Source organism: Lutibacter sp. B1, assembly GCF_012524075.1.
GTDB lineage: Bacteria > Bacteroidota > Bacteroidia > Flavobacteriales > Flavobacteriaceae > Lutibacter.
The window spans coordinates 62,869-88,158 of record NZ_JAAZUI010000016.1; the positions used below are offsets into that span (position 1 = coordinate 62,869).

A 25,290-nucleotide genomic window follows, 5' to 3' on the forward strand; every position below is an offset into this window, starting at 1 on the left:
TAAAGATAAGAAGTATTTATTTATTTTGAACGCAATTTGAAATTTGAATGATTTTGGATTTAAAAAAACATTAATTCTTTTGTTTTTTATTATGCGTGCATAATATTTTTCTTTATCTTTGAGTACCTTATTTAATTTAACTTATCAAAACAAAACATTATGAGATTTAAATTAATTACACTGATACTATTTCTTTTTTCATCAAGTATTTACAGCCAAGAATTTGAAAATGGCTCTATTATAACACAACGTTATGACACTATTACTAATGTGAAAGTTAAAAAAATGAGCGATTCAAAAAGCTTACTTCATATAACTTATATTGACACCAATGGAGAAGAACAAAACCCTGATATTGAATCAATAAAATACTACACAAGAGGTAATGAAATATTTACTCGTATTTATAGTTCTGGTGAAATGATACTTGTTAAACAGCTTACCTCTGGAAAAAAATTAAATTTATTCGAAAGAGATTATAATGGAAGTAAAGTGTATTATGTTGAAAAAGTTTTTGATGAAACAATTAAAGTACCTTCTTCTAAAGGAAAATTTAAAAAAGTATTAAGTGCTTTTTTAGATGATACACCACACGTTTCTGAAAAAATAAAATCGGAAGAATTAAGCGATATCAATGAAATTGTAACCCTATATAATAATATGTAACAATTTGGTTTTAGTTAATAAAAGGTTCAAAGGTATTTTATCTTTGAGCCTTTTTTATTTTAAATACTCTTTTATGGAGTTTTTAGGTATATTTGATTTCGAAAAATTATAAAATAATGAAATTACCCTATAAATTCTACATCCTATTATTTCTATTTAATATTTCTCTTAAAGCTCAAAATTACCAACAAAATTTAAGTACTATAGATATTGAACATTATAAATTGGCTATTGAAGTTAACGATTCAACTAACAGCATCAATGCAAAAATGGCTATTTCACTAAAATTTAAAAAGAATGTAACAGCGTTTAATTTAGACTTTGTACAAAAAGATTCTACCGGCAAAGGGATGACTATTGAGTATATTTTACAAAACAACGATACTGTTCCGTTTATACATTCAAACAATACAATTAAAATAACAACTAAAAAGCCTAATTTAACTGATGTTTTTACGTACACCATAAAATATAATGGTGTTCCAAAGGATGGATTAATAATTAGCGAAAATATTTATGGAGATAGAACTTTTTTTGGCGATAACTGGCCTAACAGAGCTCACAATTGGTTTCCTTGTATAGATCATCCATCAGATAAAGCAACAATTGAGTATATTATAAAAGCACCGGATCATTATCAGGCAATAGCAAATGGTTATCAGGTTGAAGAAACCAATTTAACCGATAATTTAAAAGAATATCATTGGGTTTCAACTGTACCTTTACCCACCAAAGTTATGGTAATAGGTATCGCTCGTTTTGCTGTGCAAAATATTGGAGAAACTCATAATATACCTGTTTCTACATGGGTATATCCTCAAACCAAAGAGCAAGGTTTTTACGACTATGCCACTGCAAAAGATATTTTAGATTTTTTTATTGAAAATATAGGTGAATACCCTTATGAAAAACTGGCAAACGTACAATCTAAAACCCGTTTTGGAGGTATGGAAAATGCGGGGAATATCTTTTATTTCGAACAATCTGTAACCGGTGAAAGGAAACACAACGATTTAATTGCTCACGAAATTGCTCACCAATGGTTTGGAGATTCTGCTACAGAAATTAACTGGCCGCATTTGTGGCTTAGTGAAGGTTTTGCCACTTATTTAACCGATTTATATATTTTAAAAACCGAAGGTGAAACTGCTTTTAAAGAAAGAATGCAAAGTGAACGAACTACAGTTTTAAACTTTTACAAAAAACAACAAACGCCTGTTGTTGATACTCAAACAACAAATTATATGCGTTTGCTTAACGCAAACTCTTACCAAAAAGGTGCATGGGTTTTACATATGCTTAAAAATAAATTAGGTGATGAAATTTTTTGGAAAGGTATTAGAAAATATTATGAAACTTACAAATTTAAAAATGCTTCAACCAATAATTTTAAAAATTGCATAGCTGAAGTATCCGGTAAAAATTTAGACACTTTTTTTAATCAATGGCTTTACAAATCAGGACATCCAATTATAAAAACATCATGGATTTCATCTAACAATAAACTAAAAATAATTATAGACCAAACGCAAGAAACAACTTTTCAATTTCCGCTTGAAATTGAATTATTTTATACTGATGGCACTTCAGAAATAAAAACCATTGAAGTTGTAGAAAAATCTTATCCTTATGAAATTGATGTAAAAGGTGAAGTTAAAGCCCTTAATTTCGATCCAAATACTAAATTATTATTCGAATTAATTTAAAATTTCACAAGCTCCAATTTACTCTATTTAACTTTTACAATACTATTTTAAATTGTAACTTTAAGCTTAAAATAGTTGTATGCTTTTTAACGAAGAAAAACTTAAAGAAATCAATTCTCAAATTGATTTAACATTGAATAGGATTAATGAATATGAGGAAACCTATAAAACTCAAATTGAAAATGTACATCCTAAATATAAAAAAAGTGCTAAAAACCTTATCCATTATTTAGCTTTAAGAAGCTTTGAAAACAATTTTCTGCAAGAAAAAATTCATAACTTGGGCTTTAACATTACCTCAAGTAATGAAAGCAGTGTATTATATAGCCTTTTACTTTTTAAAGCTATGGTACACAACTTATTAAAAATTGAAGACATCAAAGAGTTAGAACCTTTTTTAACAAACAACATAAGTAAACAATTAATAAAAAATAATGCAAACGCATTATTCGGAAATATAGGAGACAGCCGTAGCACACGAATTATGGTAACTCAACCATCAAGTGCTGCAGATGATAAAGATTTCACTAAAAACTTACTAAATTTAGGAATGGATTGTGCTCGTATAAACTGTGCACACGACGATAAAATTGTATGGAAAGAAATTATTGACAACATAAGACATTCTAAAAAAGACTGTAAAATTATGATGGATCTAGGTGGTCCAAAACTCAGAACCGGTAAAATGAATCCCGGTCACAAAGTAATTCATATTAAACCCAAAAGAAACTCGTTAGGACAAACAACAGCAAAGGCAAAAATTTGGTTGGCTCCTTACGGAATTTTACCTCCTAAAAACTCTAAAGCCGACGCAATAATACCTGTGAATAAAAAATGGTTGAAAAAAACCAGAAAAGGTTCTTATTTTACTTTTACAGATTCGCGCGGTAAAAAATGCAAGATTACCATTGATGCTAAAGAAGATTTAGGAAGATGGGCATCGTGTAAAAAAACTGCTTTTGTTACAACAGGAACTCAACTTACTGTTTTTTTAGAAAAAAAATCAACTTCCGAAATTCATACAGTTCATGAAGTTTTACCTTTAGAAGAAGTAATCTTTTTATTTGAAGGAGATTTGTTAAGACTTGATAAAGAACCAATTTTAGGAGAACCTACCAAACACGACAAAGATGGAAATGTACTCGAAATTGCTCATATTTCTTGCACGCTCCCACAAGTATTTGAAAATGTGAGAGCTGGTGAACCCATTTATTTTGATGACGGAAAAATTGAAGGAACAATTATTGAAAACAACACTGATCATTTACTAATAAAAATTACAAGTGCTAAAAAGAAAGGAGGAAAACTAAGAGCTGACAAAGGAATAAACTTACCAAAAAGCAGTTTAAAAATAAATGGTTTGACCGAAAAAGATAAAATTGACCTTCAATTTATAGCAAAATATGCCGATACTGTTAATTTCTCATTTGTAAATAGTAAAAAAGATGTAGAAGATTTATTAAATGAATTAAAAAAACTAAATGCAGCTATAGGAATTATCTTAAAAATAGAAACTCAAGAAGCATTTAGAAATTTACCAAGTATTTTGTTAAAAGCAATGGAAAATTATCCTATTGGAGTAATGATAGCTCGCGGCGATTTAGCTATAGAAACCGGATGGAAAAACTTTGCTATAATTCAAGAAGAAATATTACGAATATGCACTGCAGCCCATATACCAGATATTTGGGCTACACAAGTATTAGAAAATTTAGCTAAAAAAGGAATTCCGACCAGAGCAGAAATAACTGATGCTGCTGTATCTCAAAGAGCCGAATGTGTTATGCTTAATAAAGGACCCTATATAGAAAATGCCGTTAAAATGCTTGACAGAATATTATGCAAAATGCAAAGCATTCAAAATAAAGAAATGTCTTTATTACCTAAACTTGAATTTGCAAAAGACTTGTAAAAAATCAATTACTTAACATTTTAATATAGTAGTTTTTAAAAAATTTATAACAAAATTTAACTCCTGTTGCATTTCTTATAATAACGAGTTGTTGTAAAAATTTTATTCTACTGATTTTAAGATTTTTAACATAAAAAATTGAATGAAAAGGAATTGTTAAATTCAAAAAAAATAAGTCTAAATTGATAAAAACCACACATTTTTTTAATCTGATTTTTTTCTGTTTGTATCTCAAATCAAATAGCTTTGAGTATAACTAAAATTAAAAAAATCATGAAAAAACTAGCTTTATTATTTTTGACAATTGCTTTGAGTACAACTACTCTATTTGCTAAAACTTTTGACGAAAAAGAAACCGTAAAACTAAGAAATGAGATTATCAAATTATTAGATAATGCTCCTTTTGAAGTAAATCATGAAATTAACGCCACAATAGATTTTATTGTAACATCTAAAGGTGTAATTATTGTAACTGACGTAAAAACAGATACAAATAATATTGACGTAGAAACATATGTTAAAAACAAATTAAATTATAAAAAAGTAACTGTTTTTAACACCAGAAGAACTCGTTTTTTTACAATGCCTCTAAAGGTTTTGCAAGATTTTTAATAACAAATTAAAATAAAAAAACTCCTTAAAGTATTGATTTTAAGGAGTTTTTTATTTTATATGATTCCTGTATTTACAGGAATGACACTAATTATTCTATTTGTAAACTTCTTTTACAAATTGCTCATAATTAACATCTTTTACTTTAAAAGTCATTTTTTCTTTATAAAAATCTAATAATTTTTTACTTGCTAATTGTTCTTGTAAACGTTTCGCTTCATCTTGATTACTTAAAACACGTTGAACAATATCTTCTAAATCTTTTTCTTCAGGATTTAATTGACCGTATTGTGCCATTTGAGCTTTCACAAAACCTTTAGTGAAGTCTTTTAACTCATCAAAAGTAATTTGCAGATTATGATCTTTAAATATTTTACCTTCAATTAATTGGTAACGTAATCCTTTTTCTGATTTTTCAAATTCTTCAGCAGCTTGGTCCGGAGTCATTGGGTTTTCACCTGCAACAGCCAACCATTTTTTTAGAAAATCGGCAGGTAAATCAAATTTTGTATTTTCAACCAAATATTCAGTTACTGCATTAAGTAATTGTTGATCTGCTTGATTTTGAAACTGTTTTTCAGCATCTTCTTTAATTTTAGTTCTAAGCTCTTCCTCAGATTTTACAACATCAGGACCAAATACTTTATCAAATAATTCTTGATTTACTTCAGCAAGTTCCGTAATATTAATTTCTTCAATTGTGAACGTAACAGGAATTTCCAATCCGTGAACTTCATCATGACCAACACCTAATGCACCCATTAATTTATGATCATCATCAAATAAACCTTTGGTTTTTAACTCAACTACATCTCCAACTTTTTTACCAATAAATTTCTTCTGATTTGTTTTTCCTTTAATTGAATTTAGCTCAATAGTAGATTTTTTTTCAATTCCTTTTTCTTCGTTTGCAAATGTTCCTGCAATAGTTACACCTTCTTCAACTACTTCTTTTGTAACTAATTTTCCAAAACGCTTCTGAATATTTTCTACTTCTTTATCTAACAATTCATCATCAGCAACAATATTGTATTGCGTAATTTTCTTTTTTGAATCTAAATCAACGTCAAATTCCGGCGCTAAACCTAATTCAAATTCAAATGCATAATTTTCAGTTGCTTCCCAAGAAAAATCTTCTTGAATTTTAGGTAAAGGATTCCCTAAAATATCCAGCTTTTCTTCAACTAAAAAATTATTTAATGCTTCTTGTAATAATTTATTTACTTCATCAATCATTACAGATTTTCCGTACTGCTTTTTTACCATTCCCATTGGCACATGACCTTTTCTAAAACCCGGGATATCAGCTTTTTTACGGTAATCTTGTAAAATTTGAGCTACTTTATCTTGATAATCTTCTGCTGATATTTCAACCTTCACTACTGCATTTAACGCATCAATACTTTCTTTTGTAATATTCATTTTATGCTATTTTATCTTAAATAATTAAAAATTGGGTGCAAAATTACTATTTTTTATGCACTTTACAACATTTAATTTGTTCAAATTCAACTATTTTTCTTTTATAAACGAGTATAAAATAGATTGAAAAACAGTTAACAGTATACTAAACAATAGTGCAACCCAAAATCCTGAAACGTTAAATCCACTCACAAAATAATCAGCGAGTAAAATAATTAATGCATTTATTACCAGTAAAAATAAACCTAAAGTTACTACCGTTATTGGCAAAGTGAACAATACCAATATAGGTTTTACTGTTATTCTCAATAAGCCTAAAACTATTGCTACTACTATGGCGTCTACATAATTAACTACCTCTACACCAGGTAATAAATAAGCTATTATTACTACGGCTAAGGCAGTAAGTAAAATTTTTAAAATTGTGTTCATATGATATTAATTTTAATTGATTTTCAAAAACCTTGTAAATTATTTATAAAACTAACTCTTTTACAGGGTTATTTATACTTTGTTATTTTATTTTGAATGTAAATCTAACAATATTTACGCCAAAAATTTATTTCAACTTAAAAAATTAAGTACTTCTGTATAAAATTGAGTAGGGTTTTCGGCATGCAACCAATGTCCGGCATTTTGAATAGACACAATTTTAAAATTGGTAAAATGTGCTGAAATTAAAGGAATATCTTCCTTAGTCAAATAATTTGATTTTTCCCCTTTTAAAAACAATGTTTCACCTTCAAAATGAGTAAAAGATGGTAAGGCTTCTCCTACTTCACTATTATTTTGTGTTAAACTTTGTAAATTAAATCTAAAGGCTAATTCTCCTTTATGTTTCCAATACACGTTTTTAAGTAAAAATTGAATAATTTCTTTTTCTTTAATATAGATTTCTAGTACTTCTTTAACCTTTTGTCTGGTATTATGTATTGAAAAATTAACTGCATTTAAAGCTGCTAATATTTGTTGGTGATGAGGTTCGTAATATTTCGGGCTAATATCAGCAACCATTAATTTATCCATAAATTCAGGATAGGTAACTGCAAACAGCATTGCTACTTTACCACCCATTGAATGCCCTAATAAATTAACTTTTTGAAGTTGATGATGTTTAATGTAATTATACAAATCCTCTGCCAACAATTCATAATCTAATTCATCAGAATGAAAACTACGGCCGTGATTGCGCTGATCTATTAAATGAACTTCAAATTTTTTGGCAAATTTATTACCCAACGTTTTCCAATTATCACTCATTCCTAAATATCCATGTAAAATAAGTAATGGCTTGCCTTCTCCTAAAATTGTAGAATGTAAAATGTTCATTTTATATTGCTTTTGGCTTTTGAAATTTAAGTTTTTAACAAAGAGATTCCTGCGAAGGCAAGAATAACAACTTTTTTTTGATTTTAGTTATGCGTTTTAATTCCTTAAATTTTAGCTTAGTCCTTTAAAGTTTACTAACTTTCAACTTATACTTATACATATTAATCACATTCTCTAAACCTAAATACAAAGACTCGGCAATAAGAGCATGCCCTATTGAAACTTCCAACAAATTAGGAACTTTTTCTGCAAAAAACTGAATATTATCCAAACTTAAATCGTGACCGGCGTTTATACCTAATCCTAATTTTGTTGCTAAAACAGCGCTTTGAGTATAAGGTTCAACCGCTTTTTTATTTCCTAAAGCATATTGCGTAGCAAAATCTTCGGTGTATAATTCAATTCTATCTGTACCGGTTGTAGCTGCTGCTTCAATTAATTTTAAATCGGTATCAATAAAAATTGACGTTCTAATTCCGTTTCTTTTAAATTCTGACACCACTTCTTTTAAAAATGATTGATGTTTAACGGTATCCCAACCTGCATTTGAAGTTACCGCATCAACAGCATCGGGCACTAAGGTAACTTGTGTTGGTTTAACTGCCAACACCAAATCAATAAATTTAGCAATTGGATTTCCTTCTATATTAAACTCTGTTGTTACTATTTTTTTTAAATCGTAAGCATCTTGGTAACGTATGTGTCTTTCATCTGGTCTTGGATGAATGGTTATTCCTTCAGCTCCAAAACTTTCAATATCAAAAGCAACCTTTACAACATTTGGAAAATCTCCTCCTCTTGAATTTCGTAAAGTTGCTATTTTATTAACATTTACACTTAACTTTGTCATTCTTAAAATGTTTTATTTAAACTGTGTTCGCAAATTTACAAACTAAGTATATGTTTTTGGTTTTATTTTTGATTAATTTGTAGTATAATAGCAAATAGTATGGAAACAACTTCTTACATATTAAAAGAATTTAAACCTTTTACGTTGCACACTAAGTTTGCAGATGTAAAGTCGTTTTTTTATAAAACTACCTATTCCCATTTTCCAATTGTACATAACAATCAGCTTTTAGGGTTAATTTCTGAAGCTGATATTCAAGGAATTGATGAAAGTAAGGAACTTGGTGATTTTCAATATCTTTTCAATTTATTTTTTGCTGAAGAAAATAATAATTTACTGGAAATTATTAAAATTTTCGCTTCAAACGAAGCTAATTTAATTCCTGTTACAACTACTAAAAACAGTTATTTAGGATATTACGATTTAATAGATATGCTACATATTTATAATGATACTACTTTTTTAAAAAATGAAGGTGCCGTTTTATCTATAGAAAAAGAGCTTAAAGATTATTCTTTTAGTGAAATATGCCAAATAGTTGAATCTAACAACGGAAAAGTTTTAGGACTTTTTATTGCTGAAAGTAGTCCTAGTTTAGTAAAAATAACACTAAAGTTTAATGCGCAAGACATTAACGAAATTATACAATCACTTAGAAGGTATAATTACAATGTACTTACAAAACACAAAGAAGATTTTTATTTTGAAGATTTGAAAGAACGATCAGAATATCTTCAAAAATATTTAAATATTTAAGCATGAAAGTTGCTGTTTACGGACAATATTATAAAGCCGAAGATAAACCTTATATTGAGAATCTATTTAAAATTTTAAATGAAAAATCAATAGAATTTGTTGTTGAGAAAGAATATTATTTAGAAATAAAAAAACATATAGAACTTAAAAAAATTGAAACTTTCTCGTCATATAAAGAATTAAACAATTCTTTTAACTTTATGTTTACTGTTGGTGGCGATGGTACAATATTAAGAGCTGTAACTTTTATCAGGCATTCAAATATTCCAATTATAGGAATTAATACAGGTAGGCTTGGTTTTTTAGCAACTGTTCAAAAAGATGAAATATCAAAAGCGGTAAATTTACTTATAGAACAAAAATACGAAATAAAAAAAAGAGCACTATTAAGCGTTAGAACATCACCTAAAATAAAGAGTTTAGCTTCGTTAAATTTTGCTTTGAACGAAGTTTCTGTCAGCCGAAAAAATACAGCCTCAATGATTACCATTGAAACTTATTTAGATAATGAGTATTTAACCTCCTATTGGGCTGATGGATTAATTATTTCAACTCCAACAGGTTCTACAGGATATTCTCTTAGTTGTGGCGGACCAATAATTACTCCGCAAGCAAAAAGTATTGCTCTAACACCAATTGCTCCACATAATTTAAATGCAAGGCCGCTTGTAATACCCGATGAAACTAAAATAAAATTTAAAGTAAGCGGTAGAGAAGATGAATTTTTCTTATCGTTAGATTCACGCATAACAACCATTAACAGTACTACTGAAATTTTTGTTGAAAAATCAAATTTCAATTTAAAAATGGTGCAAATAAACGATCAAACCTTTTTAAAAACACTTAGAGAAAAATTACTTTGGGGGCAAGACACCCGAAACTAATTTTACTAACTGTAAAATACGAAACTACATAAAACACCTCACAATATTTTCATTTATAATCAGTTTATCAAAAAAGACTTTGTTAAACTTCAATAAGCGAATAGAATTATTTATATTTGCACGCTATTTTATATATGAAAAAACTAATTGTATTAACTATATTCATCTGTTTAACAACCACTTCCAAAGCACAAATTAACGAAATTGGCTTAATTTTAGGAGGAAGTAATTATATAGGAGATATAGGGCCTGAATATTATATAAACCCGAGTAATTTTATGGGAGGTATAATTTATAAATGGAATATGAACCCTCGAATTGCCTTTAGAGGCACTTTTACGTATGCCGATATAAGTGCTGATGATGCCGATGCTACAAATAATGCTCGTAAACAAAGAGGTATTAGATTTACAAACAATATAAAAGAGCTTGCTGTTGGAGTTGAATTTAATTATTTTGATTATAATATTGACGATTTTAAGAAATCTCACACACCTTATATTTTAGTTGAACTGGCAGCCTTTAACTATAAAGTTGTAAAAAATGAAACCGGTCCAAAACAATACGATTACGAAAATAAAACTTCATTTGCCATTCCTTTTGGAATAGGTTATAAAACCAAAATATTTACAGACTTTGCCATAGCATTGGAACTGAGAGCCAGATATACTTTTGAAGATGATTTAGACTATAACAATGATAAAATTGAGTCACTAACATTTGGAAATCCAAATAGTAACGATTGGTATATGCTAACAGGTATATCAATAGTTTATACCTTTGGAAGACCACCATGTTATGCTACACCTTATTAATGGAAAATTTAAAAGCTCAAATAAATAAAAATAATGTACCCGATCATATTGCCATAATTATGGATGGTAATGGACGTTGGGCTAAACTGAAAGGAAAACAAAGAGTTTTTGGTCACAAACACGGAGTAGAATCCGTTAGAAAAGTAATTGAAGGATGTGCAGATATAGGTGTTAAATATTTGACCTTATACGCTTTTTCTACAGAGAATTGGAACCGACCAAAATTAGAAGTAAAAACATTAATGTCTTTATTAGTTTCTTCTTTAAAAAAAGAGTTAAAAACATTTCAAAAAAACAACATAAAACTTAATGCTATAGGCAACATTCAAAGCTTACCCGAAAAAGCTCAAAAAGAACTTGCTGAAGCTATTGAAAAAACAAAAAACAACACCACTTTAACATTAACTTTAGCTTTAAGTTATGGCTCAAGAGAAGAAATTGTTAATGTTATCAAAAATATATCAAAAAAAGTTGTTAATAATGAACTTCAATTTGAAGAAATTAACGAAAATATTATAAATAATCATTTATATACGTTTTCTTTGCCTGATGTTGATTTAATGATTCGAACTAGTGGCGAACAGAGAATCAGCAATTTTTTATTATGGCAAATAGCGTATGCAGAATTGTATTTTACAGATACTTTTTGGCCTGATTTTAAAAAAGAAAACCTGTTTAAAGCAGTATTAGATTATCAAAACAGAGAACGCCGATTTGGAAAAATTACCGAACAAATTGAAAACATCAATGAATAAAATTAGCATAGCCCTTTTACTTTTTACAATTATTTTATCATCTACAGTTCTATACGCACAAGAAGATCCTAAAAATAATATAGAAGAAATACAAATAAAAAACGATACTATTGTTAAAGATACTATTATACCTATTAAACCTCCTACTGTTTTTGTAAAAGAAAATAGTTATGAACTTGGTGGTGTAACTGTAAAAGGACTTCAAAAATTTGAAGAACAAACGGTAATAGTATTTACAGGCTTAAAAACAGGGCAGCAAATTAAAATTCCCGGAGATAAATTAACAAGTGCTATAAAAAAATTGTACGAAACTAAACAATTTAGCAACGTTGAAGTTTATATCGCTAAAATTGATGGAAATACTGCTTATTTAGAATTTGAAGTAGAAGAATTACCTCAGCTACACAATGTTACCATACAAGGAGTTAAAAAAAATAAAGCAAAAGAATTGCAAAAAGATGCCGAGTTAAAAAAAGGCGCAATGGTAACAGACAATTTAATAGTTACTACTAAAAACTATTTTAAAAAGAAATATCAAGAAAAAGGCTTTTTAAACACTAAAGTAACTTTAGATACTAAAAAAGATACTTCTAATGTAAATTCTGTTGATATGTTGGTTCATATCGATAAAGGCAACAAAGTTAAAATCAAAAGTATTTCATTTGAAGGAAATGATGCTTTTAGCAATAAAAGGCTGAGAAAAGCCATGAAAAATACTAAAAGAGCTTTTCCTGGTAGATTTTGGAAAACATCAAAATATATTGAAGCCGATTTTAAAGAAGATTTGGAAAATATTGTAACCTCTTATAGTGAAAAGGGTTATAGAGATGCTCGAATAATTGATAACTCACTTACTTGGAATAATAACAATACCATAAACCTAAATATAAAAGTTGAAGAAGGTGAAAAATATTACTTTGGAGATATTAAATTTTTAGGAAACACTAAATATACCGATGATCAACTTCAAAGATTACTAAGAATTGAGAAAGGAGACACTTATAATGGTAAAGTTTTAAAAGAAAGAGTTACAGGTGATGGCACTCCGGACTCTGAAGATATCGCAACGTTATACCAAGATAACGGGTATCTTTTCTCAAGAGTTATTCCGGTTGAAACAAGAATAAATAATGATTCTATTGATGTTGAAATTAGAATTTATGAAGATGAACCAACAAAAATCAGAAAAATTACTGTAAATGGTAACGACAGAACAAATGATCATGTAATTTACCGTGAAATAAAAACCAAACCCGGTTATTTATACAGTAAAAGTAATATTATTAGAACTATTAGAGAAATTGGACAATTAGGTTTTTTCGATGCAGAAAATATTACTCCTGATTTAAATCCGAACTATCAAGACAAAACTGTAGATATTGATTATACAGTTGCTGAAAAAGGATCTAGTCAAATAGAATTACAAGGTGGTTATGGAGGAAACTCATTTATAGGTACCTTAGGTTTATCATTCAATAACTTTTCAGTCCGTAACATCTTCAATAAAAAAGCATACCGTCCTTTACCAATGGGGGACGGACAAACATTATCGCTACGATTACAAAAAAGTAGATACTACACTACATCTAGTTTTTCATTTACTGAACCATGGTTAGGAGGTAAAAAACCAAAATCATTATCATTTTCGATATATAACTCAAAACAATTTAGATATAATTACGCTACCAACAAAGTTGATAAAGATCAACGTTTAAATATTATTGGAGCTTCTATTGGTTTAGGGCAACGCCTAAAATGGCCTGATGATTATTTTACACTTTCTCAAAGTATAAGTTATCAGTTATACGATTTAAAGGAGTATGGAATGAGAATTGGTACTTTAACACTTAGTAACGGTAATTTAAATAACCTTTCCTACAATATTATTTTTGGAAGAAGTTCTGCAGGTCCAAACCCTATTTTCCCAAAATCAGGTTCCGATTTTAGTATAGGTGCTAAACTTACAATACCATATTCTTTATTTGAAGATAAAGATTATGATAACATGGAACTTGCCGAAAAATATAAATGGTTAGAATATTATAAAGTAAGTTTTAAAGGAAAGTGGTACACTGCACTAACAAAAGATTTAGTTTTAATGTCTAATGCCGAGTTTGGTATTTTAGGAAACTACAACAATAAATTAGGTGATTCTCCTTTTGAAAGATTTTTTGTTGGAGGTGATGGAATGGCATCATACCAACTAGACGGTAGAGAAACCATTGCTTTAAGAGGATATGAAAACTCTCGTTTATCTTCAATTGATGGTGGAACGGTTTATAATAAATTCCAAATGGAAATGCGTTACCCAATTACCTTAAAACCTTCTGCTTCAATTTATGCATTAGGATTTTTAGAGGCCGGTAATTCTTATGATGGGTTTAGTGAATTCAATCCTTTCCAATTAAAAAGATCTGCCGGATTAGGAATTAGAATCTTTATGCCTGCATTTGGATTGCTGGGAATTGACTTTGCACATGGATTTGATCCGTTACCTGGAGAAACTCAAAAATCAGGATGGCAAACTCACTTCATTATAGGACAACAATTTTAAACTAAATCAGTTATATTTGTAAATGAATTTTTAAATTGGCACGGTTTTTTCTAAATACATAGTAGTTATGGCAAAGAGAGTTCTTTTATTTACATATTTAATTTTGAGTTTATCATCTGTTGCTATTGCTCAAAAAGCTCAAAGAATTGGTTATATTGATATGGAATATATTTTAGAAAATATTCCGGAATATACTGAAGCTCAAGCTAAAATAAATGTAAAAGCAAATACTTGGCAAAATACTATTGACAAGCAAAAAGAAGAAATTGAAAATTTAAAAACTGAACTGAATAATGAAAAACCATTATTAACCAAAGAATTAATAGAAGAAAAAGAAGAAGATATACAAATAAAAGAATTAGAACTAAAAAAATTACAAGCAGCTTATTTTGGTGCTAATGGAGATTTATTTTTTTTACGTCAACAATTAGTACAGCCAATTCAAGATTTAGTATATAATTCTGTTCAAGATATAGCAACTAAAAGAAGATATGATTTTATTTTAGACAAATCTAGCGACTTGATAATGCTTTACTCAAACAAGCAATACGATGTTAGTGATATAGTTATCAAAGAAATTACCAGAGCCAAAAAAGTTAATGCTCTAAATGAAAAACAAAACAAAGTAAAAAATACATTAGTTGAAGATGATGATAATGAAACTGTTGTTAATGAAAAAGCTCAACAAAAATTAGATGAAAGAGAAGCAAGAAAAGCTGAATTACAAAAAAGAATTGAAGAACAAAAAGCTGAAAAACTTAAAAAAAGAGAAGAACTTAGAAAAGCCATAGAAGAAAAAAGACAACAAAGAATTAAACAAATTGAAGAGGCTAAAAAAGCCAAAGAAGAAAAAAAAGAGAATAATTAATTTAAATAACTAGGAAAAAAAATGAAACAATTTAGAACTTTATTATTAATTGCAATAGTAACATTAGGTTTTAATACTGCACAAGCACAAACAAAAGTTGCACATATTAGTACAGATTTATTAATAAGTCTAATGCCTGAAACCAAAGCATTAAATGCTGAATTAGAAAAATTAAGTAAAACTTACGAAGCTGAATTGAAAGCTGAAAATGACAAACTTGAAGCTAAACTTAAAAAATATGATGCTGAAGCAGCTTCACAAACTGATGAAGTTAATCAACAAAGAAGTATTGAAGTTCAGCAAGATCAACAAAAATTATATCAATCATCTCAAATTGCTAGAGAAGATCTTAATAAAAAAAGAGATGAAAAATTAAAGCCAATTTTAGAAAAAGCTAAAAAAGCTATTGACGAAATTGCAAATGAGCAAGGTTATACATATGTTTTAGAAGCTTCTACTTTAATTGTTGCTAATGGTACAGATTTACTACCTGCAGTAAAAGCAAAATTAGGTATCCAATAAAACAATATTTCATATAAAATTAAATCCCGCAATAGCGGGATTTTTTTATACTTTTATATTGTAAATTAACTTAATTATTTTGAAAAATAATGGATAAGAGCCCTATTGGTTTATTTGATTCCGGCATTGGTGGTACTTCTATTTGGAAAGAAGTTATAAAATTGCTACCTAATGAAAATACTATTTATTTAGCCGACAGTAAAAATGCTCCTTACGGAGAAAAATCAGCCGAAGAAATTATTTCATTATGCGTTAAAAATACCGAATTATTAATTTCAAAAGGTTGTAAACTTATTATTGTAGCTTGTAATACTGCAACAACTAATGCCATAGATTATTTACGTAAAAATTATACCATTCCTTTTATTGGCATTGAACCGGCAATTAAACCTGCTGCACTTTACAGTAAAACAGGAGCCATTGGTATTTTAGCAACAAAAGGAACATTAGCAAGTAAATTGTTTGAAAAAACAGCCAATGAATACACTAAAAATATTACAACTGTTGAACAAGATGGTGATGGGTTGGTTCCTTTAATTGAACAAGGAAAATTAGATTCTAAAGAAATGAAAAACTTGTTGGAAAAATACTTAAAACCAATGCTGAATTTCAACATAGATCACTTGGTTTTAGGCTGTACTCATTACCCTTATTTAATACCTCAAATAAAAGAAATTATAGGAGATGATATTAAAATTATTGATTCGGGTGAGGCAGTTGCTAAACAAACCAAAGCTATTTTAGAAAAACACGAATTAGTAGCTGGTATTCCAAATAAACATCCACATCAATTTTATATTAATACTGATAAAAAAGTTTTGAAACAAATTTTAAGTGATTCTACCGCTGATTTTTTTATTTCTGAATTGGAGTTTTAACTTCATTTTGCGTTAAGGATTGCAACGATATCCTTTTGCAAAGCAAAAGATAAAGTGGAAAGCCTGACCCGAAGGGAAACGCCCAAATTATTTATACCAACCGGCGTATTTTACATAATTATTGGCAATTCTATCTATTTGTCCCGAAATTAATTCTTCGCTTATATCTTTTATTTTTTTTGCCGGTACGCCTGCATAAATAGAACCAGATTTTATGTGAGTACCTTGTGTTACTATAGCTCCGGCTGCAATAATGGAATTACTCTCAACAATGCAATCGTCCATCACAATAGCGCCCATACCAATTAAAACATTATCGTGGATTGTGCACCCATGAACCAACGCATTATGACCAATTGAAACGTTGTTTCCAATATTTGTAGGTGATTTTAAATACGTTGCGTGTATAACTGCTCCGTCTTGAACATTTACCTTGTTGCCCATTTTTATGTAATGTACATCGCCTCTAATAACTGCATTGTACCAAATACTGCATTGATCTCCCATTGTTACTTGACCAATAATTACTGCATTTTCAGCAATAAAACAATCGTTGCCAAATTGTGGTTTTACACCGTTTAATTCTTTGATAATCATTATAAAATTAAAATTGTATTATAGTAAAATAATGTTGGTTTTCTAAAAAGATGCGTTTATGTTAGGACAACCGCTTCTTCGAGGTTCACGACATAAGAAATTGAAACCTAAAGAAATTTGGTGGTATCCTGCATCATCAAATAAAATATCTCCTGATTGCTTGGTGTAAGTATAAGACACCATAAAGTTTTTGTAATTTACACCTACAATTGGTGTAATATAGCTTAACTCTTCAGTCTCTGCATTATCGAAACCTTGCCTGTACGAAAATGCTGCCCAAAGTTGTGCGTTCGCAATATTTTTATAAGCTTTGATATTAAAATCGACAAACTTTTCACCTGTTCTTTCAATAGATTGCGCCATTATTGAAGGCTCTAATTGAAAACTTCTGCCTTCTCCAAAATAATAGCCTAAAGTAACTAAATATCTACGCAGATTTAGTGATTCGTAATCATCATTATATAAATTACGTGCACTTAACATAATATTTTTTGCCGTAAAATAAGAGAAAAACCCTTTAAGATGGTAAGCCATACCAAAATCGGCATTAAAATAACTTTCACTTTGGGTAATTTGAGAAATAACAGGGTCCGGTATTGTAAAACTACTCTCATCTACACTGTTATTTACAGCCATTAACGAAAGAGCAAAGGATAATTGGTTTATTTCATCTAATCTACCAAGAGTAAGATGATAAGCATACGTTGCTTGAACTCCTTGTTGCGAATGGTACCCGTTTTCATCATTAAATAATATCAATCCAACTCCCATATTATCATTAATTCGTGTATGTGCGCTTAGTGTTTGTAAAGAAGGTGCGTCATCTATTCCACTCCATTGGCTTCGAGCAGTAACTCTAACTTTACCACAATTTCCAATTCCTGCTGCTGCCGGATGCACTAAATACACATTGTCTGACAAATAATCGGAATATATAGGTAATGTTTCTTGAGCATTTGTAAAAATAGTCACAAGAAAAAGTGAAATAAAAAATAAGAATTTTACTATTTTCATCTATTAAAATAAAGCTTTAAAGATAGGGTAATTCTGTTTAAATATTAATTCTTTAACACCTAAAAAAACCTATTTCTTAAAATAGCGATAAAACTTTGCTTTTGAAATCGTCATTTCTACCAATAAAAATTTTAATTTTTAAAAATTCCAATACTTTAATTAAAGTACTAAATCTATAATCATTATCCGAATCACCAATACATAAAACACTGTTTACCGCTGTTTTACTTAAATTAGTTCCTAAAATTATTTCGCTTTTTTTGATACCGTTATTTTCCATTTTTGCATGAATAACTTTAGCTATTTGTTCTTTATTATTGACTTCGGTTAAATTGATTGATAGCATAAATGAGTAAATTAAATTAACAGATTTAAAAATACATTAACTAATTTACAGAATTTAAGCTAAAATTCACACAAAAAACACCTTATATTATTGATTTATAAGTGTTTTAAACCTTAAAATACTCAAAATTATAATTTTCAATATCTTATTTTGATACTACAAAATTTTTAAACTTAGTAAATTAAATATACAATAGTTGATTGATTTCATTTCTATTTCAAAAAAAACAGACAATCTCTTTGTAAGAAACTGTCTGTTTTCGAGAACATTTATTCAGAAATAAATTTAGAATTTTGCAGATATTTGAACGCCATAGAATTGAGGTGCTCCTGCAATATAAGTTGGAATACCAAAAGAACCTCCGGTATTTCCTGCATCTATAATATATTCTTCGTCCAATACATTAGTCATATAAAAATTGATTTCATATTTTTTATTCCAAACCAATCCTGCTCTAAAATTTAACAAGCCATACGCATCTTGAGAAATATCGGGAAGATTTGTTTCTTCAAAAAACACTTTAGATTTATAGGTATATGTTGGTCTAACAAAAGCATCCAAATTATCGTTAATTTTAGGATTGAAATTTACACCAAGTGAAAACGAATGTTTAGGCGTTAATCTAAAAGTATTTCCTGCCAATGCTTGTGGATTTCCTTTTGAATCTTTATCGTCAAAAGAAGCATCAATATAGCCGTAATTTGCAAAAACACTACTTGTTTTACTAAAAGCATATTGTACAGCTGTTTCAAATCCGTACGCAGTTGCATTACCACTATCATCAGGTCTCATATCTAGTCCATTTACTTCATCAAAAGTGATTATATTTGTTTGAAAATGACTGTAATCATACATATAAGCATTTAAATCAAATTGAAGTCTGTTATTTAAAAATAACGACTTTCCTCCTATTTCATAAGACCAAACAATCTCATCAGATAATACATTAACTCCGTTTGCATCAACATTAATTACATTTGGTCTTCTTCCCCTAGCTATATTTCCAAATAAGGTTACATTCTCTGAAATATCATAATTAACAGCAAAACGACCTACAAGAGATAAAAAATTATCACTTGCATCTAATCTACCATTTGTAGGTGCATACACGTTGTTAGGAAAAGTTCCTAATAAATATCCTAAATAAGAAGGAGTTTCAGCATCTTCCACTTCATAACCGGCATTAATATTTTCCCAAGTTGCTCTTAATCCTAAAGTTACTGTAAATTCATCTGTTACATCATAGGATGCATCGGCAAAAATATCGCTAGAATAATTTTCGCCAAAGTTAGTATAAGACTCTTTATTGTATTCATTTAAAGGTGCTCCTGCTATTGCTCCATATATTGCAGGTTCATTTGGTATTGCCGGTATTAATATTGGTGTACCTCCTATTACAAAATTATTGGTTCCTAATAAAAAATCTGATAATAGTACAGCATAACTTTGCTCGTTTGTTATAAAAGGCACTTTTTGTGAACCATCTTCATAGAAAAAATTAGCACCAAAAAATCCTCTAAATTTATCTTTATTGTCAAAATTAAATCTGAATTCTTGACTGAATTGTTTTCCTTCGGCTATTTCGTGAAAAAATAAAGCAGGTGCAGCAGTTCCATCTGCATCAAAAGCTTCATCAGAATCAAATTCTCTGTAAGCAGTAGTTGACGTTAAATCCCAAGTATCATTAAAACTGTGTTTTAAAATTCCTGTAACGCCATACACTTCTCTATCTAGTCCAAGTTCTTTACCTCTTTCTAAATCTGCAAAGGTAGTTGGGTCTGTATCGCCTCCTGTTGGAGCATACAATCCACTTTTAAAAGAAGTTCCCGGAGGTGTATCTTTTTGCCAATTACCAATTAAATCAAGTGTAGTTTTTTCAGAAATTAAATATTTAAAAGCACCTCTAAAAGCCAATGTTTCTTTTCCATTTAAATCTCCACCGGAAATGTTTTTAATAAATCCATCTCTCGCATTATAAATACCAGCAGCTCTAAAAAACAACTTATCAGTTATAGGAGTATTAAAATAACCTGTAGCCAAAAACTGATTCTCATTACCATAACCCAATTTTAAAAATCCTGAAGTTTCATCTTTTGCTTTATTTTGAATAATGTGCATTGCTCCTATTTGAGCTCCTCGTCCAAATAATGTACCTTGCGGACCTTTTAATACTTCAACTCTTTCTATATCATACAATTCTACAACCGATCCTCTTGATTTACTTATAGAAACTCCATCTTGAAATATAGAAACTCTTGGCTCAACTCTTGAATCTCCATCATCACTTGTAATACCTCTTACTACAATTCCGGGATTATTAACACTTTGTATTTGAACCTGAAATCCAGGTACATATTCAGAAAAACTATCATATTCAAACGTATTGTTATTATTGATAAAATCACTTCCATACGAAGTTATTGCAATTGGTACATCTTTATTGCGTTGTTCTCTTTTTTGAGCTGTAACCATTACACCTTCAAGTAAAAATGAACTTTCTGATAACGTAAAATCCTGAATAGTTACTCCATCTCCTATAACAACATTTTTGGTAATTGTATCAAATCCTAAATATGAAATTTCTATTTGATATGTACCTTTTTTTAGGTTTTTAATAAGATAATTTCCTTCTTCATCAGAAACAGTTCCAAAAGATGAATTTTTGATTATTACATTGGCACCAATTATAGGCTCATTTTGTTCACTTTTAATATTTCCTTTTAGTATTCCTGTATTTTGAGCTGTTAAAGTAAAAAAGCCAATAAAATAAAATACTATAAAAAAGTAGTTGTTTTTCATTTCGTATAAAGTTTTGAATTAAGTGATTTTTAAATAATAAAAGTACCTTGTATATGTTATGCCACACTTAACTAAAAATTACCTTACAGTTACGGTTTAAAGCTACTTATTAGTTTTATGTTAAATTTATAAGCTGTATTTCAACTTCAAAAATGATAATTAGACTATTATTTGGCATGTAAATTTTGCAGTAATTCTTAATTATTTTATCTTTTTGAAAGTGAGTTTGATTTAAACGGCTGATTATAAACCTATCATTCCTGCCTTCGTAGGAATGTCAAAAAAGATAATTACTATGTACTTTTATTTTACAAGAATAATTATTTAAGTTATTTTTTAACTTTCTATTAATTACTTTGTTATTTCAAATTTTATACATTTGCATAACCTTATGAAACATTTTTTTACAAAAATACTGTCAATTTCAATGGCTTTTGTAGTTATATTTTCTACAATGTCATTTACAATTAGTGAGCACTTTTGTGGTGATCACTTAGTTGATATTGGTCTTTTTTCAAAAGCTGAAACTTGCGGTATGGAAATGGGAAATAAAGCTCCGGTAGATGGCTGTTCACTTGAAAAAAGTAATTGCTGTAAAGATACTGTACAACAATTTGAAGGTCAAAGTAATTTAAAAATCGATTTTTCTAAATTGACTTTTAATCAACAGTTATTCATAACTTCATTTATACATTCATACCTTAATTTATTTGAAGGATTAGAAGAAAATATCATTCCTTTTAAAGATTACTCTCCACCATTTATAGTCAAGGATATTCAAACACTTGACCAAGTATTTTTAATTTGATTTTACGTCTTATTGATTAAAACCCAATTAGTTATCTGCTAATATGGGATTATTTTGTTGTTTACACTTGCCAAACAACACTTTTCAAAAACTTTAAAATCAATTAATTATGCTAAACAAAAGCATTAAATTTTTAATAGAAAACAAATTAGTTGCGGTTTTATTACTTGTATTATTTGTTGGCTGGGGAATTTCAACCGCACCTTTTAATTGGGACACAGGAAGTTTCCCAAGAAATCCTGTTGCCGTTGATGCCATTCCTGATATTGGAGAAAATCAGCAAATTGTTTTCACCAAATGGAATGGGCGTTCACCACAAGATATTGAAGATCAAATAACCTATCCGCTAACCACTTCATTATTGGGTATTCCGGGTGTAAAAACCATAAGAAGCTCCTCTATGTTTGGTTTCTCTAGTATCTACATCATTTTTGAAGAAAATGTAGAATTTTATTGGAGTAGAAGTCGCATTTTAGAAAAATTGAATTCGTTACCTAACGGTTTATTACCTGCTGATGTACAACCAAGCTTAGGTCCTGATGCTACAGGATTAGGACAAATATTTTGGTACACTTTAGAAGGACGTGATAAAAATGGTAATGTTACCGGTGGATGGAATTTACAAGAGTTACGAAGTATTCAAGATTATTATGTAAAATACGGCTTGTCTTCAACTTCAGGCGTTTCAGAAATAGCTTCTATTGGAGGACTTGTACAAGAATATCAAATTGATGTAAATCCTGATGTTTTAAAAGAATATAATATCTCTTTACAACAAGTGGTAAATGCTGTTAGAAAATCTAACAAAGATATTGGCGCAAAAACCATTGAAATTAACAACGTTGAATATTTAATTAGAGGCTTAGGCTACGTAAAATCAATCAATGACATTGAAAATACCGTTGTAACGTCAGAAAATTATACACCTATTTTAGTAAAAGATATTGCAAAAGTATCTTTAGGTCCGGCTGAACGCAGGGGTATTTTAGACAAAGAAGGTGCTGAGGTTGTTGGAGGTGTTGTTGTAGCGCGTTATGGTGCTAATCCTATGGAAGTGATTACAAATCTTAAAAATAAGATAGCCGAAATAAGTAACGGATTACCTTCAAAAGTATTGAAAGATGGAAGAACCTCGCAATTAACTATCGTTCCTTTTTACGATAGAACTGAACTTATACAAGAAACGCTCAGCACTTTAGATGAAGCCTTAACTTTAGAAATTTTAATTACCATTTTGGTAATTGTGGTTATGGTATTTAATTTACGGGCTTCTATACTCATCTCAGGATTATTGCCCATTGCAGTTTTAATGGTGTTTATTGCAATGAAAGCATTTAATGTAGATGCCAATATTGTAGCGCTTTCGGGTATTGCCATTGCTATTGGAACAATGGTTGATGTTGGTGTAATCCTTTCAGAAAATATCATTCGGCATATTGATGAGGATACAACTAAAAAACCCATAAATACAATTGTTTATAATGCAACAACTGAAGTCTCAGGTGCAATAATAACTGCGGTTTTAACAACCATTATCAGTTTTATACCTGTGTTTACAATGATTGGTGCCGAAGGAAAATTATTCCGCCCATTGGCATTTACCAAAACTATGGCGTTAACAGCTTCACTACTTATTGCTCTGTTTTTAATTCCTCCTTTTGCCGCTTGGTTATTTGGATGGAAATCGAATCTTAAAAAAGGAAAAATAATTCTAAACATTTTTCTTGCAGTTTTAGGAATTTATGGAATTATAAGTGGTTATTATATTGGATTTGCTTTAGTTGCTTTTACCATTTATCCTATTTTAAAAAAATTCAAATTACTTCATTATAAAGAAAACCAAAAAACAGAAGAGCTTATAAACATAGTAATAAGTGTACTCACAATTATTGTTTTACTAAGTATTTATTGGAGACCCTTAGGTGTTGAAAATTCATTGTTTTTAAACCTGATACTTGTAAGTTTTGTGTGTTTTGGATTGCTGGGATTATTTACGCTTTTCAGAAAGTATTATGTTCGAATTTTAACTTGGGCATTAGCAAATAAATTGTTGTTTTTAAGTATTCCTGCAATCATTGTTGTTTTAGGAATCTCGATTTGGAAACATACCGGAAAAGAATTTATGCCGGCTTTAAATGAAGGTTCATTTTTACTGATGCCTACATCAATGCCACACTCCGGAATTGCCGAAAACAAACGAGTTTTGCAACAATTAGATATGGCTGTTGCCAACATTCCGGAAGTAAAATCGGTCCTTGGAAAAGCCGGAAGAGTAGAAAGTGCTTTAGATCCTGCTCCACTTTCTATGTATGAAAACATCATTCTTTATTATCCTGAATATAAATTAGATGAAAATGGTAAACGTTTAAAATTTAAGGTGAATAAAGATGGTTTATTTGAAACAGAATCGGGAGCATTTATCTCTTCAGGAACAAAAATAGAAGCTAAAGAACTTATAGTTGACAATAAAGGTGAATATTACAGAAACTGGAGAAAAAATATAACATCTGCCGATGATATTTGGAATGAAATTGTAAAAAGTACCAAATTACCGGGCATTACTTCTGCTCCAAAACTACAACCTATTGAAACGCGACAAATAATGCTACAAACAGGAATGCGCGCTCCAATGGGCATAAAAATTAAAGGGCAAAATTTACAGCAAATTGAAGCTTTTGGGTTGGAATTGGAAACTGTTTTAAAACAAATTCCTGGTATTAAAAAAGAAGCTGTTTTTGCAGATAGAATTGTTGGAAAACCATATTTGTTAATTGACATTAACCGAGAAAAAATTGCGCGTTATGGTTTAACTATTGATGCTGTTCAAAATGTACTTGAAGTAGCTGTTGGAGGCAAAATGCTCACACAAACTGGACTTGCAACAAAAAGTCGGACAATTTTTTTAAGACCTAAGCTACATATTTAAATTGATAAAATTCTTGTTCTACTTCATAAGGGGTTTTATATCCCAAAGAAGAGTGTAGACGTTTTTTGTTATACCATATTTCTATATACTCAAAAATGCTAGTTTTAGCTTGTTCAATTGATTTATATTGATTTCCATAGATTAGTTCGATTTTTAATGTTTTAAAGAAGGATTCTGCCACTGCATTATCCCAACAATTAGCTTTTCTACTCATAGATTGTGTAATCAAAGAATTAGACTTGATGATTTTTCTAAATTCTCTTGAAGCATA

Annotated in this window: 22 protein-coding genes and 1 pseudogene; 14 read left to right on the forward strand and 9 right to left on the reverse strand. The window is 29.3% G+C overall.

Features of this window, described 5'->3' with window-relative positions; genetic code table 11:
• Window positions 1–159 precede the first annotated feature (159 nt).
• The 4 genes from HGB55_RS10515 to HGB55_RS10530 all read left to right on the forward strand — a co-directional run bounded on the left by HGB55_RS10515 (window position 160) and on the right by HGB55_RS10530 (window position 4,896).
• A complete protein-coding gene (locus HGB55_RS10515; protein ID WP_168816856.1) occupies window positions 160–666 on the forward strand; it encodes a hypothetical protein in 507 nt (168 codons plus the stop codon).
• A gap of 116 nt (window positions 667–782) precedes the next feature.
• Window positions 783–2,372 carry a M1 family metallopeptidase gene (locus HGB55_RS10520; protein ID WP_168816857.1) on the forward strand — a complete coding sequence of 530 codons (1,590 nt, stop codon included), beginning with the start codon at window positions 783–785 and terminating at the stop codon, window positions 2,370–2,372.
• Between the two features lie 79 nt (window positions 2,373–2,451).
• On the forward strand, window positions 2,452–4,284 hold the full coding sequence (locus HGB55_RS10525; RefSeq protein ID WP_168816858.1) for a pyruvate kinase: 1,833 nt from the start codon (window positions 2,452–2,454) through the stop codon (window positions 4,282–4,284).
• A gap of 273 nt (window positions 4,285–4,557) precedes the next feature.
• Window positions 4,558–4,896, forward strand: coding sequence for a hypothetical protein (locus HGB55_RS10530; RefSeq protein WP_168816859.1), 339 nt, complete (start codon window positions 4,558–4,560; stop codon window positions 4,894–4,896).
• A 96-nt stretch (window positions 4,897–4,992) separates the two neighbouring features.
• On the opposite strand, the gene tig is transcribed toward HGB55_RS10530, so the two are convergent.
• The 4 genes from tig to HGB55_RS10550 form a co-directional block, all read right to left on the reverse strand.
• Entirely contained in the window at window positions 4,993–6,318 is a 1,326-nt protein-coding gene (gene tig / locus HGB55_RS10535; protein WP_168816860.1) for a trigger factor, read from the reverse strand.
• Between the two features lie 90 nt (window positions 6,319–6,408).
• Complete coding sequence (locus HGB55_RS10540) at window positions 6,409–6,750, reverse strand: phage holin family protein (RefSeq protein ID WP_168816861.1); 342 nt, start codon at window positions 6,748–6,750, stop codon at window positions 6,409–6,411.
• A gap of 132 nt (window positions 6,751–6,882) precedes the next feature.
• Entirely contained in the window at window positions 6,883–7,647 is a 765-nt protein-coding gene (locus HGB55_RS10545) for an alpha/beta fold hydrolase (RefSeq protein WP_168816862.1), read from the reverse strand.
• Window positions 7,648–7,771: 124 nt separating this feature from the next.
• Window positions 7,772–8,497: a pyridoxine 5'-phosphate synthase gene (locus HGB55_RS10550; protein ID WP_168816863.1), complete on the reverse strand. Its 726-nt coding sequence runs from the start codon at window positions 8,495–8,497 to the stop codon at window positions 7,772–7,774.
• 99 nt (window positions 8,498–8,596) lie between these two features.
• Here HGB55_RS10550 and HGB55_RS10555 point away from each other — a divergent pair, with 99 nt between their 5' ends.
• From HGB55_RS10555 to murI, 8 genes are all read left to right on the forward strand, one after another.
• Window positions 8,597–9,253, forward strand: a complete 657-nt coding sequence (locus HGB55_RS10555; protein ID WP_168816864.1) for a CBS domain-containing protein — start codon at window positions 8,597–8,599, stop codon at window positions 9,251–9,253.
• A 2-nt stretch (window positions 9,254–9,255) separates the two neighbouring features.
• A complete protein-coding gene (locus HGB55_RS10560) occupies window positions 9,256–10,137 on the forward strand; it encodes an NAD kinase (RefSeq protein ID WP_168816865.1) in 882 nt (293 codons plus the stop codon).
• Window positions 10,138–10,271: 134 nt separating this feature from the next.
• On the forward strand, window positions 10,272–10,952 hold the full coding sequence (locus HGB55_RS10565; protein WP_168816866.1) for a DUF6089 family protein: 681 nt from the start codon (window positions 10,272–10,274) through the stop codon (window positions 10,950–10,952).
• Window positions 10,952–11,707, forward strand: a complete 756-nt coding sequence (locus tag HGB55_RS10570; RefSeq protein WP_168816867.1) for an isoprenyl transferase — start codon at window positions 10,952–10,954, stop codon at window positions 11,705–11,707. Before HGB55_RS10565 ends, HGB55_RS10570 begins: the two co-directional genes overlap by 1 nt.
• Complete coding sequence (gene bamA, locus HGB55_RS10575; RefSeq protein WP_168816868.1) at window positions 11,700–14,261, forward strand: outer membrane protein assembly factor BamA; 2,562 nt, start codon at window positions 11,700–11,702, stop codon at window positions 14,259–14,261. Before HGB55_RS10570 ends, bamA begins: the two co-directional genes overlap by 8 nt.
• A 67-nt stretch (window positions 14,262–14,328) precedes the next feature.
• Window positions 14,329–15,129: an OmpH family outer membrane protein gene (locus tag HGB55_RS10580; protein WP_168816869.1), complete on the forward strand. Its 801-nt coding sequence runs from the start codon at window positions 14,329–14,331 to the stop codon at window positions 15,127–15,129.
• Between the two features lie 21 nt (window positions 15,130–15,150).
• A complete protein-coding gene (locus tag HGB55_RS10585) occupies window positions 15,151–15,651 on the forward strand; it encodes an OmpH family outer membrane protein (RefSeq protein WP_168816870.1) in 501 nt (166 codons plus the stop codon).
• Between the two features lie 89 nt (window positions 15,652–15,740).
• On the forward strand, window positions 15,741–16,529 hold the full coding sequence (murI, locus tag HGB55_RS10590; protein WP_168816871.1) for a glutamate racemase: 789 nt from the start codon (window positions 15,741–15,743) through the stop codon (window positions 16,527–16,529).
• Window positions 16,530–16,616: 87 nt separating this feature from the next.
• Here murI and HGB55_RS10595 read toward each other — a convergent pair whose 3' ends face one another.
• The 4 genes from HGB55_RS10595 to HGB55_RS10610 all read right to left on the reverse strand — a co-directional run bounded on the left by HGB55_RS10595 (window position 16,617) and on the right by HGB55_RS10610 (window position 21,285).
• Entirely contained in the window at window positions 16,617–17,126 is a 510-nt protein-coding gene (locus HGB55_RS10595; protein WP_168816872.1) for a gamma carbonic anhydrase family protein, read from the reverse strand.
• A gap of 42 nt (window positions 17,127–17,168) precedes the next feature.
• Entirely contained in the window at window positions 17,169–18,140 is a 972-nt protein-coding gene (locus HGB55_RS10600) for a type IX secretion system membrane protein PorP/SprF (RefSeq protein ID WP_168816873.1), read from the reverse strand.
• A 76-nt stretch (window positions 18,141–18,216) separates the two neighbouring features.
• Entirely contained in the window at window positions 18,217–18,486 is a 270-nt protein-coding gene (locus tag HGB55_RS10605) for a hypothetical protein (protein WP_168816874.1), read from the reverse strand.
• Between the two features lie 285 nt (window positions 18,487–18,771).
• Window positions 18,772–21,285: a TonB-dependent receptor gene (locus tag HGB55_RS10610; RefSeq protein WP_168816875.1), complete on the reverse strand. Its 2,514-nt coding sequence runs from the start codon at window positions 21,283–21,285 to the stop codon at window positions 18,772–18,774.
• A 391-nt stretch (window positions 21,286–21,676) separates the two neighbouring features.
• Between HGB55_RS10610 and HGB55_RS10615 the strand changes: the two genes are divergently transcribed.
• Window positions 21,677–22,093 carry a hypothetical protein gene (locus tag HGB55_RS10615; RefSeq protein WP_168816876.1) on the forward strand — a complete coding sequence of 139 codons (417 nt, stop codon included), beginning with the start codon at window positions 21,677–21,679 and terminating at the stop codon, window positions 22,091–22,093.
• A gap of 109 nt (window positions 22,094–22,202) precedes the next feature.
• A pseudogene (locus HGB55_RS10620) lies at window positions 22,203–24,965 on the forward strand (efflux RND transporter permease subunit); the annotation flags it as partial.
• Window positions 24,966–25,002: 37 nt separating this feature from the next.
• On the opposite strand, the gene HGB55_RS10625 reads toward HGB55_RS10620, so the two are convergent.
• A partial coding sequence (locus tag HGB55_RS10625; protein ID WP_168816878.1) for an integrase core domain-containing protein occupies window positions 25,003–25,290 on the reverse strand: 288 nt, incomplete at its 5' end.

Bases quoted from the DNA above. Each gene is read 5' to 3' on its own strand.
- HGB55_RS10515 (WP_168816856.1), top strand. From the start codon at position 160: ATGAGATTTAAATTAATTACACTGATACTATTTCTTTTTTCATCAAGT.
- HGB55_RS10520 (WP_168816857.1), top strand. From the start codon at position 783: ATGAAATTACCCTATAAATTCTACATCCTATTATTTCTATTTAATATT.
- HGB55_RS10525 (WP_168816858.1), top strand. From the start codon at position 2,452: ATGCTTTTTAACGAAGAAAAACTTAAAGAAATCAATTCTCAAATTGAT.
- HGB55_RS10530 (WP_168816859.1), top strand. From the start codon at position 4,558: ATGAAAAAACTAGCTTTATTATTTTTGACAATTGCTTTGAGTACAACT.
- tig (WP_168816860.1), bottom strand. From the start codon at position 6,318: ATGAATATTACAAAAGAAAGTATTGATGCGTTAAATGCAGTAGTGAAG.
- HGB55_RS10540 (WP_168816861.1), bottom strand. From the start codon at position 6,750: ATGAACACAATTTTAAAAATTTTACTTACTGCCTTAGCCGTAGTAATA.
- HGB55_RS10545 (WP_168816862.1), bottom strand. From the start codon at position 7,647: ATGAACATTTTACATTCTACAATTTTAGGAGAAGGCAAGCCATTACTT.
- HGB55_RS10550 (WP_168816863.1), bottom strand. From the start codon at position 8,497: ATGACAAAGTTAAGTGTAAATGTTAATAAAATAGCAACTTTACGAAAT.
- HGB55_RS10555 (WP_168816864.1), top strand. From the start codon at position 8,597: ATGGAAACAACTTCTTACATATTAAAAGAATTTAAACCTTTTACGTTG.
- HGB55_RS10560 (WP_168816865.1), top strand. From the start codon at position 9,256: ATGAAAGTTGCTGTTTACGGACAATATTATAAAGCCGAAGATAAACCT.
- HGB55_RS10565 (WP_168816866.1), top strand. From the start codon at position 10,272: ATGAAAAAACTAATTGTATTAACTATATTCATCTGTTTAACAACCACT.
- HGB55_RS10570 (WP_168816867.1), top strand. From the start codon at position 10,952: ATGGAAAATTTAAAAGCTCAAATAAATAAAAATAATGTACCCGATCAT.
- bamA (WP_168816868.1), top strand. From the start codon at position 11,700: ATGAATAAAATTAGCATAGCCCTTTTACTTTTTACAATTATTTTATCA.
- HGB55_RS10580 (WP_168816869.1), top strand. From the start codon at position 14,329: ATGGCAAAGAGAGTTCTTTTATTTACATATTTAATTTTGAGTTTATCA.
- HGB55_RS10585 (WP_168816870.1), top strand. From the start codon at position 15,151: ATGAAACAATTTAGAACTTTATTATTAATTGCAATAGTAACATTAGGT.
- murI (WP_168816871.1), top strand. From the start codon at position 15,741: ATGGATAAGAGCCCTATTGGTTTATTTGATTCCGGCATTGGTGGTACT.
- HGB55_RS10595 (WP_168816872.1), bottom strand. From the start codon at position 17,126: ATGATTATCAAAGAATTAAACGGTGTAAAACCACAATTTGGCAACGAT.
- HGB55_RS10600 (WP_168816873.1), bottom strand. From the start codon at position 18,140: ATGAAAATAGTAAAATTCTTATTTTTTATTTCACTTTTTCTTGTGACT.
- HGB55_RS10605 (WP_168816874.1), bottom strand. From the start codon at position 18,486: ATGCTATCAATCAATTTAACCGAAGTCAATAATAAAGAACAAATAGCT.
- HGB55_RS10610 (WP_168816875.1), bottom strand. From the start codon at position 21,285: ATGAAAAACAACTACTTTTTTATAGTATTTTATTTTATTGGCTTTTTT.
- HGB55_RS10615 (WP_168816876.1), top strand. From the start codon at position 21,677: ATGAAACATTTTTTTACAAAAATACTGTCAATTTCAATGGCTTTTGTA.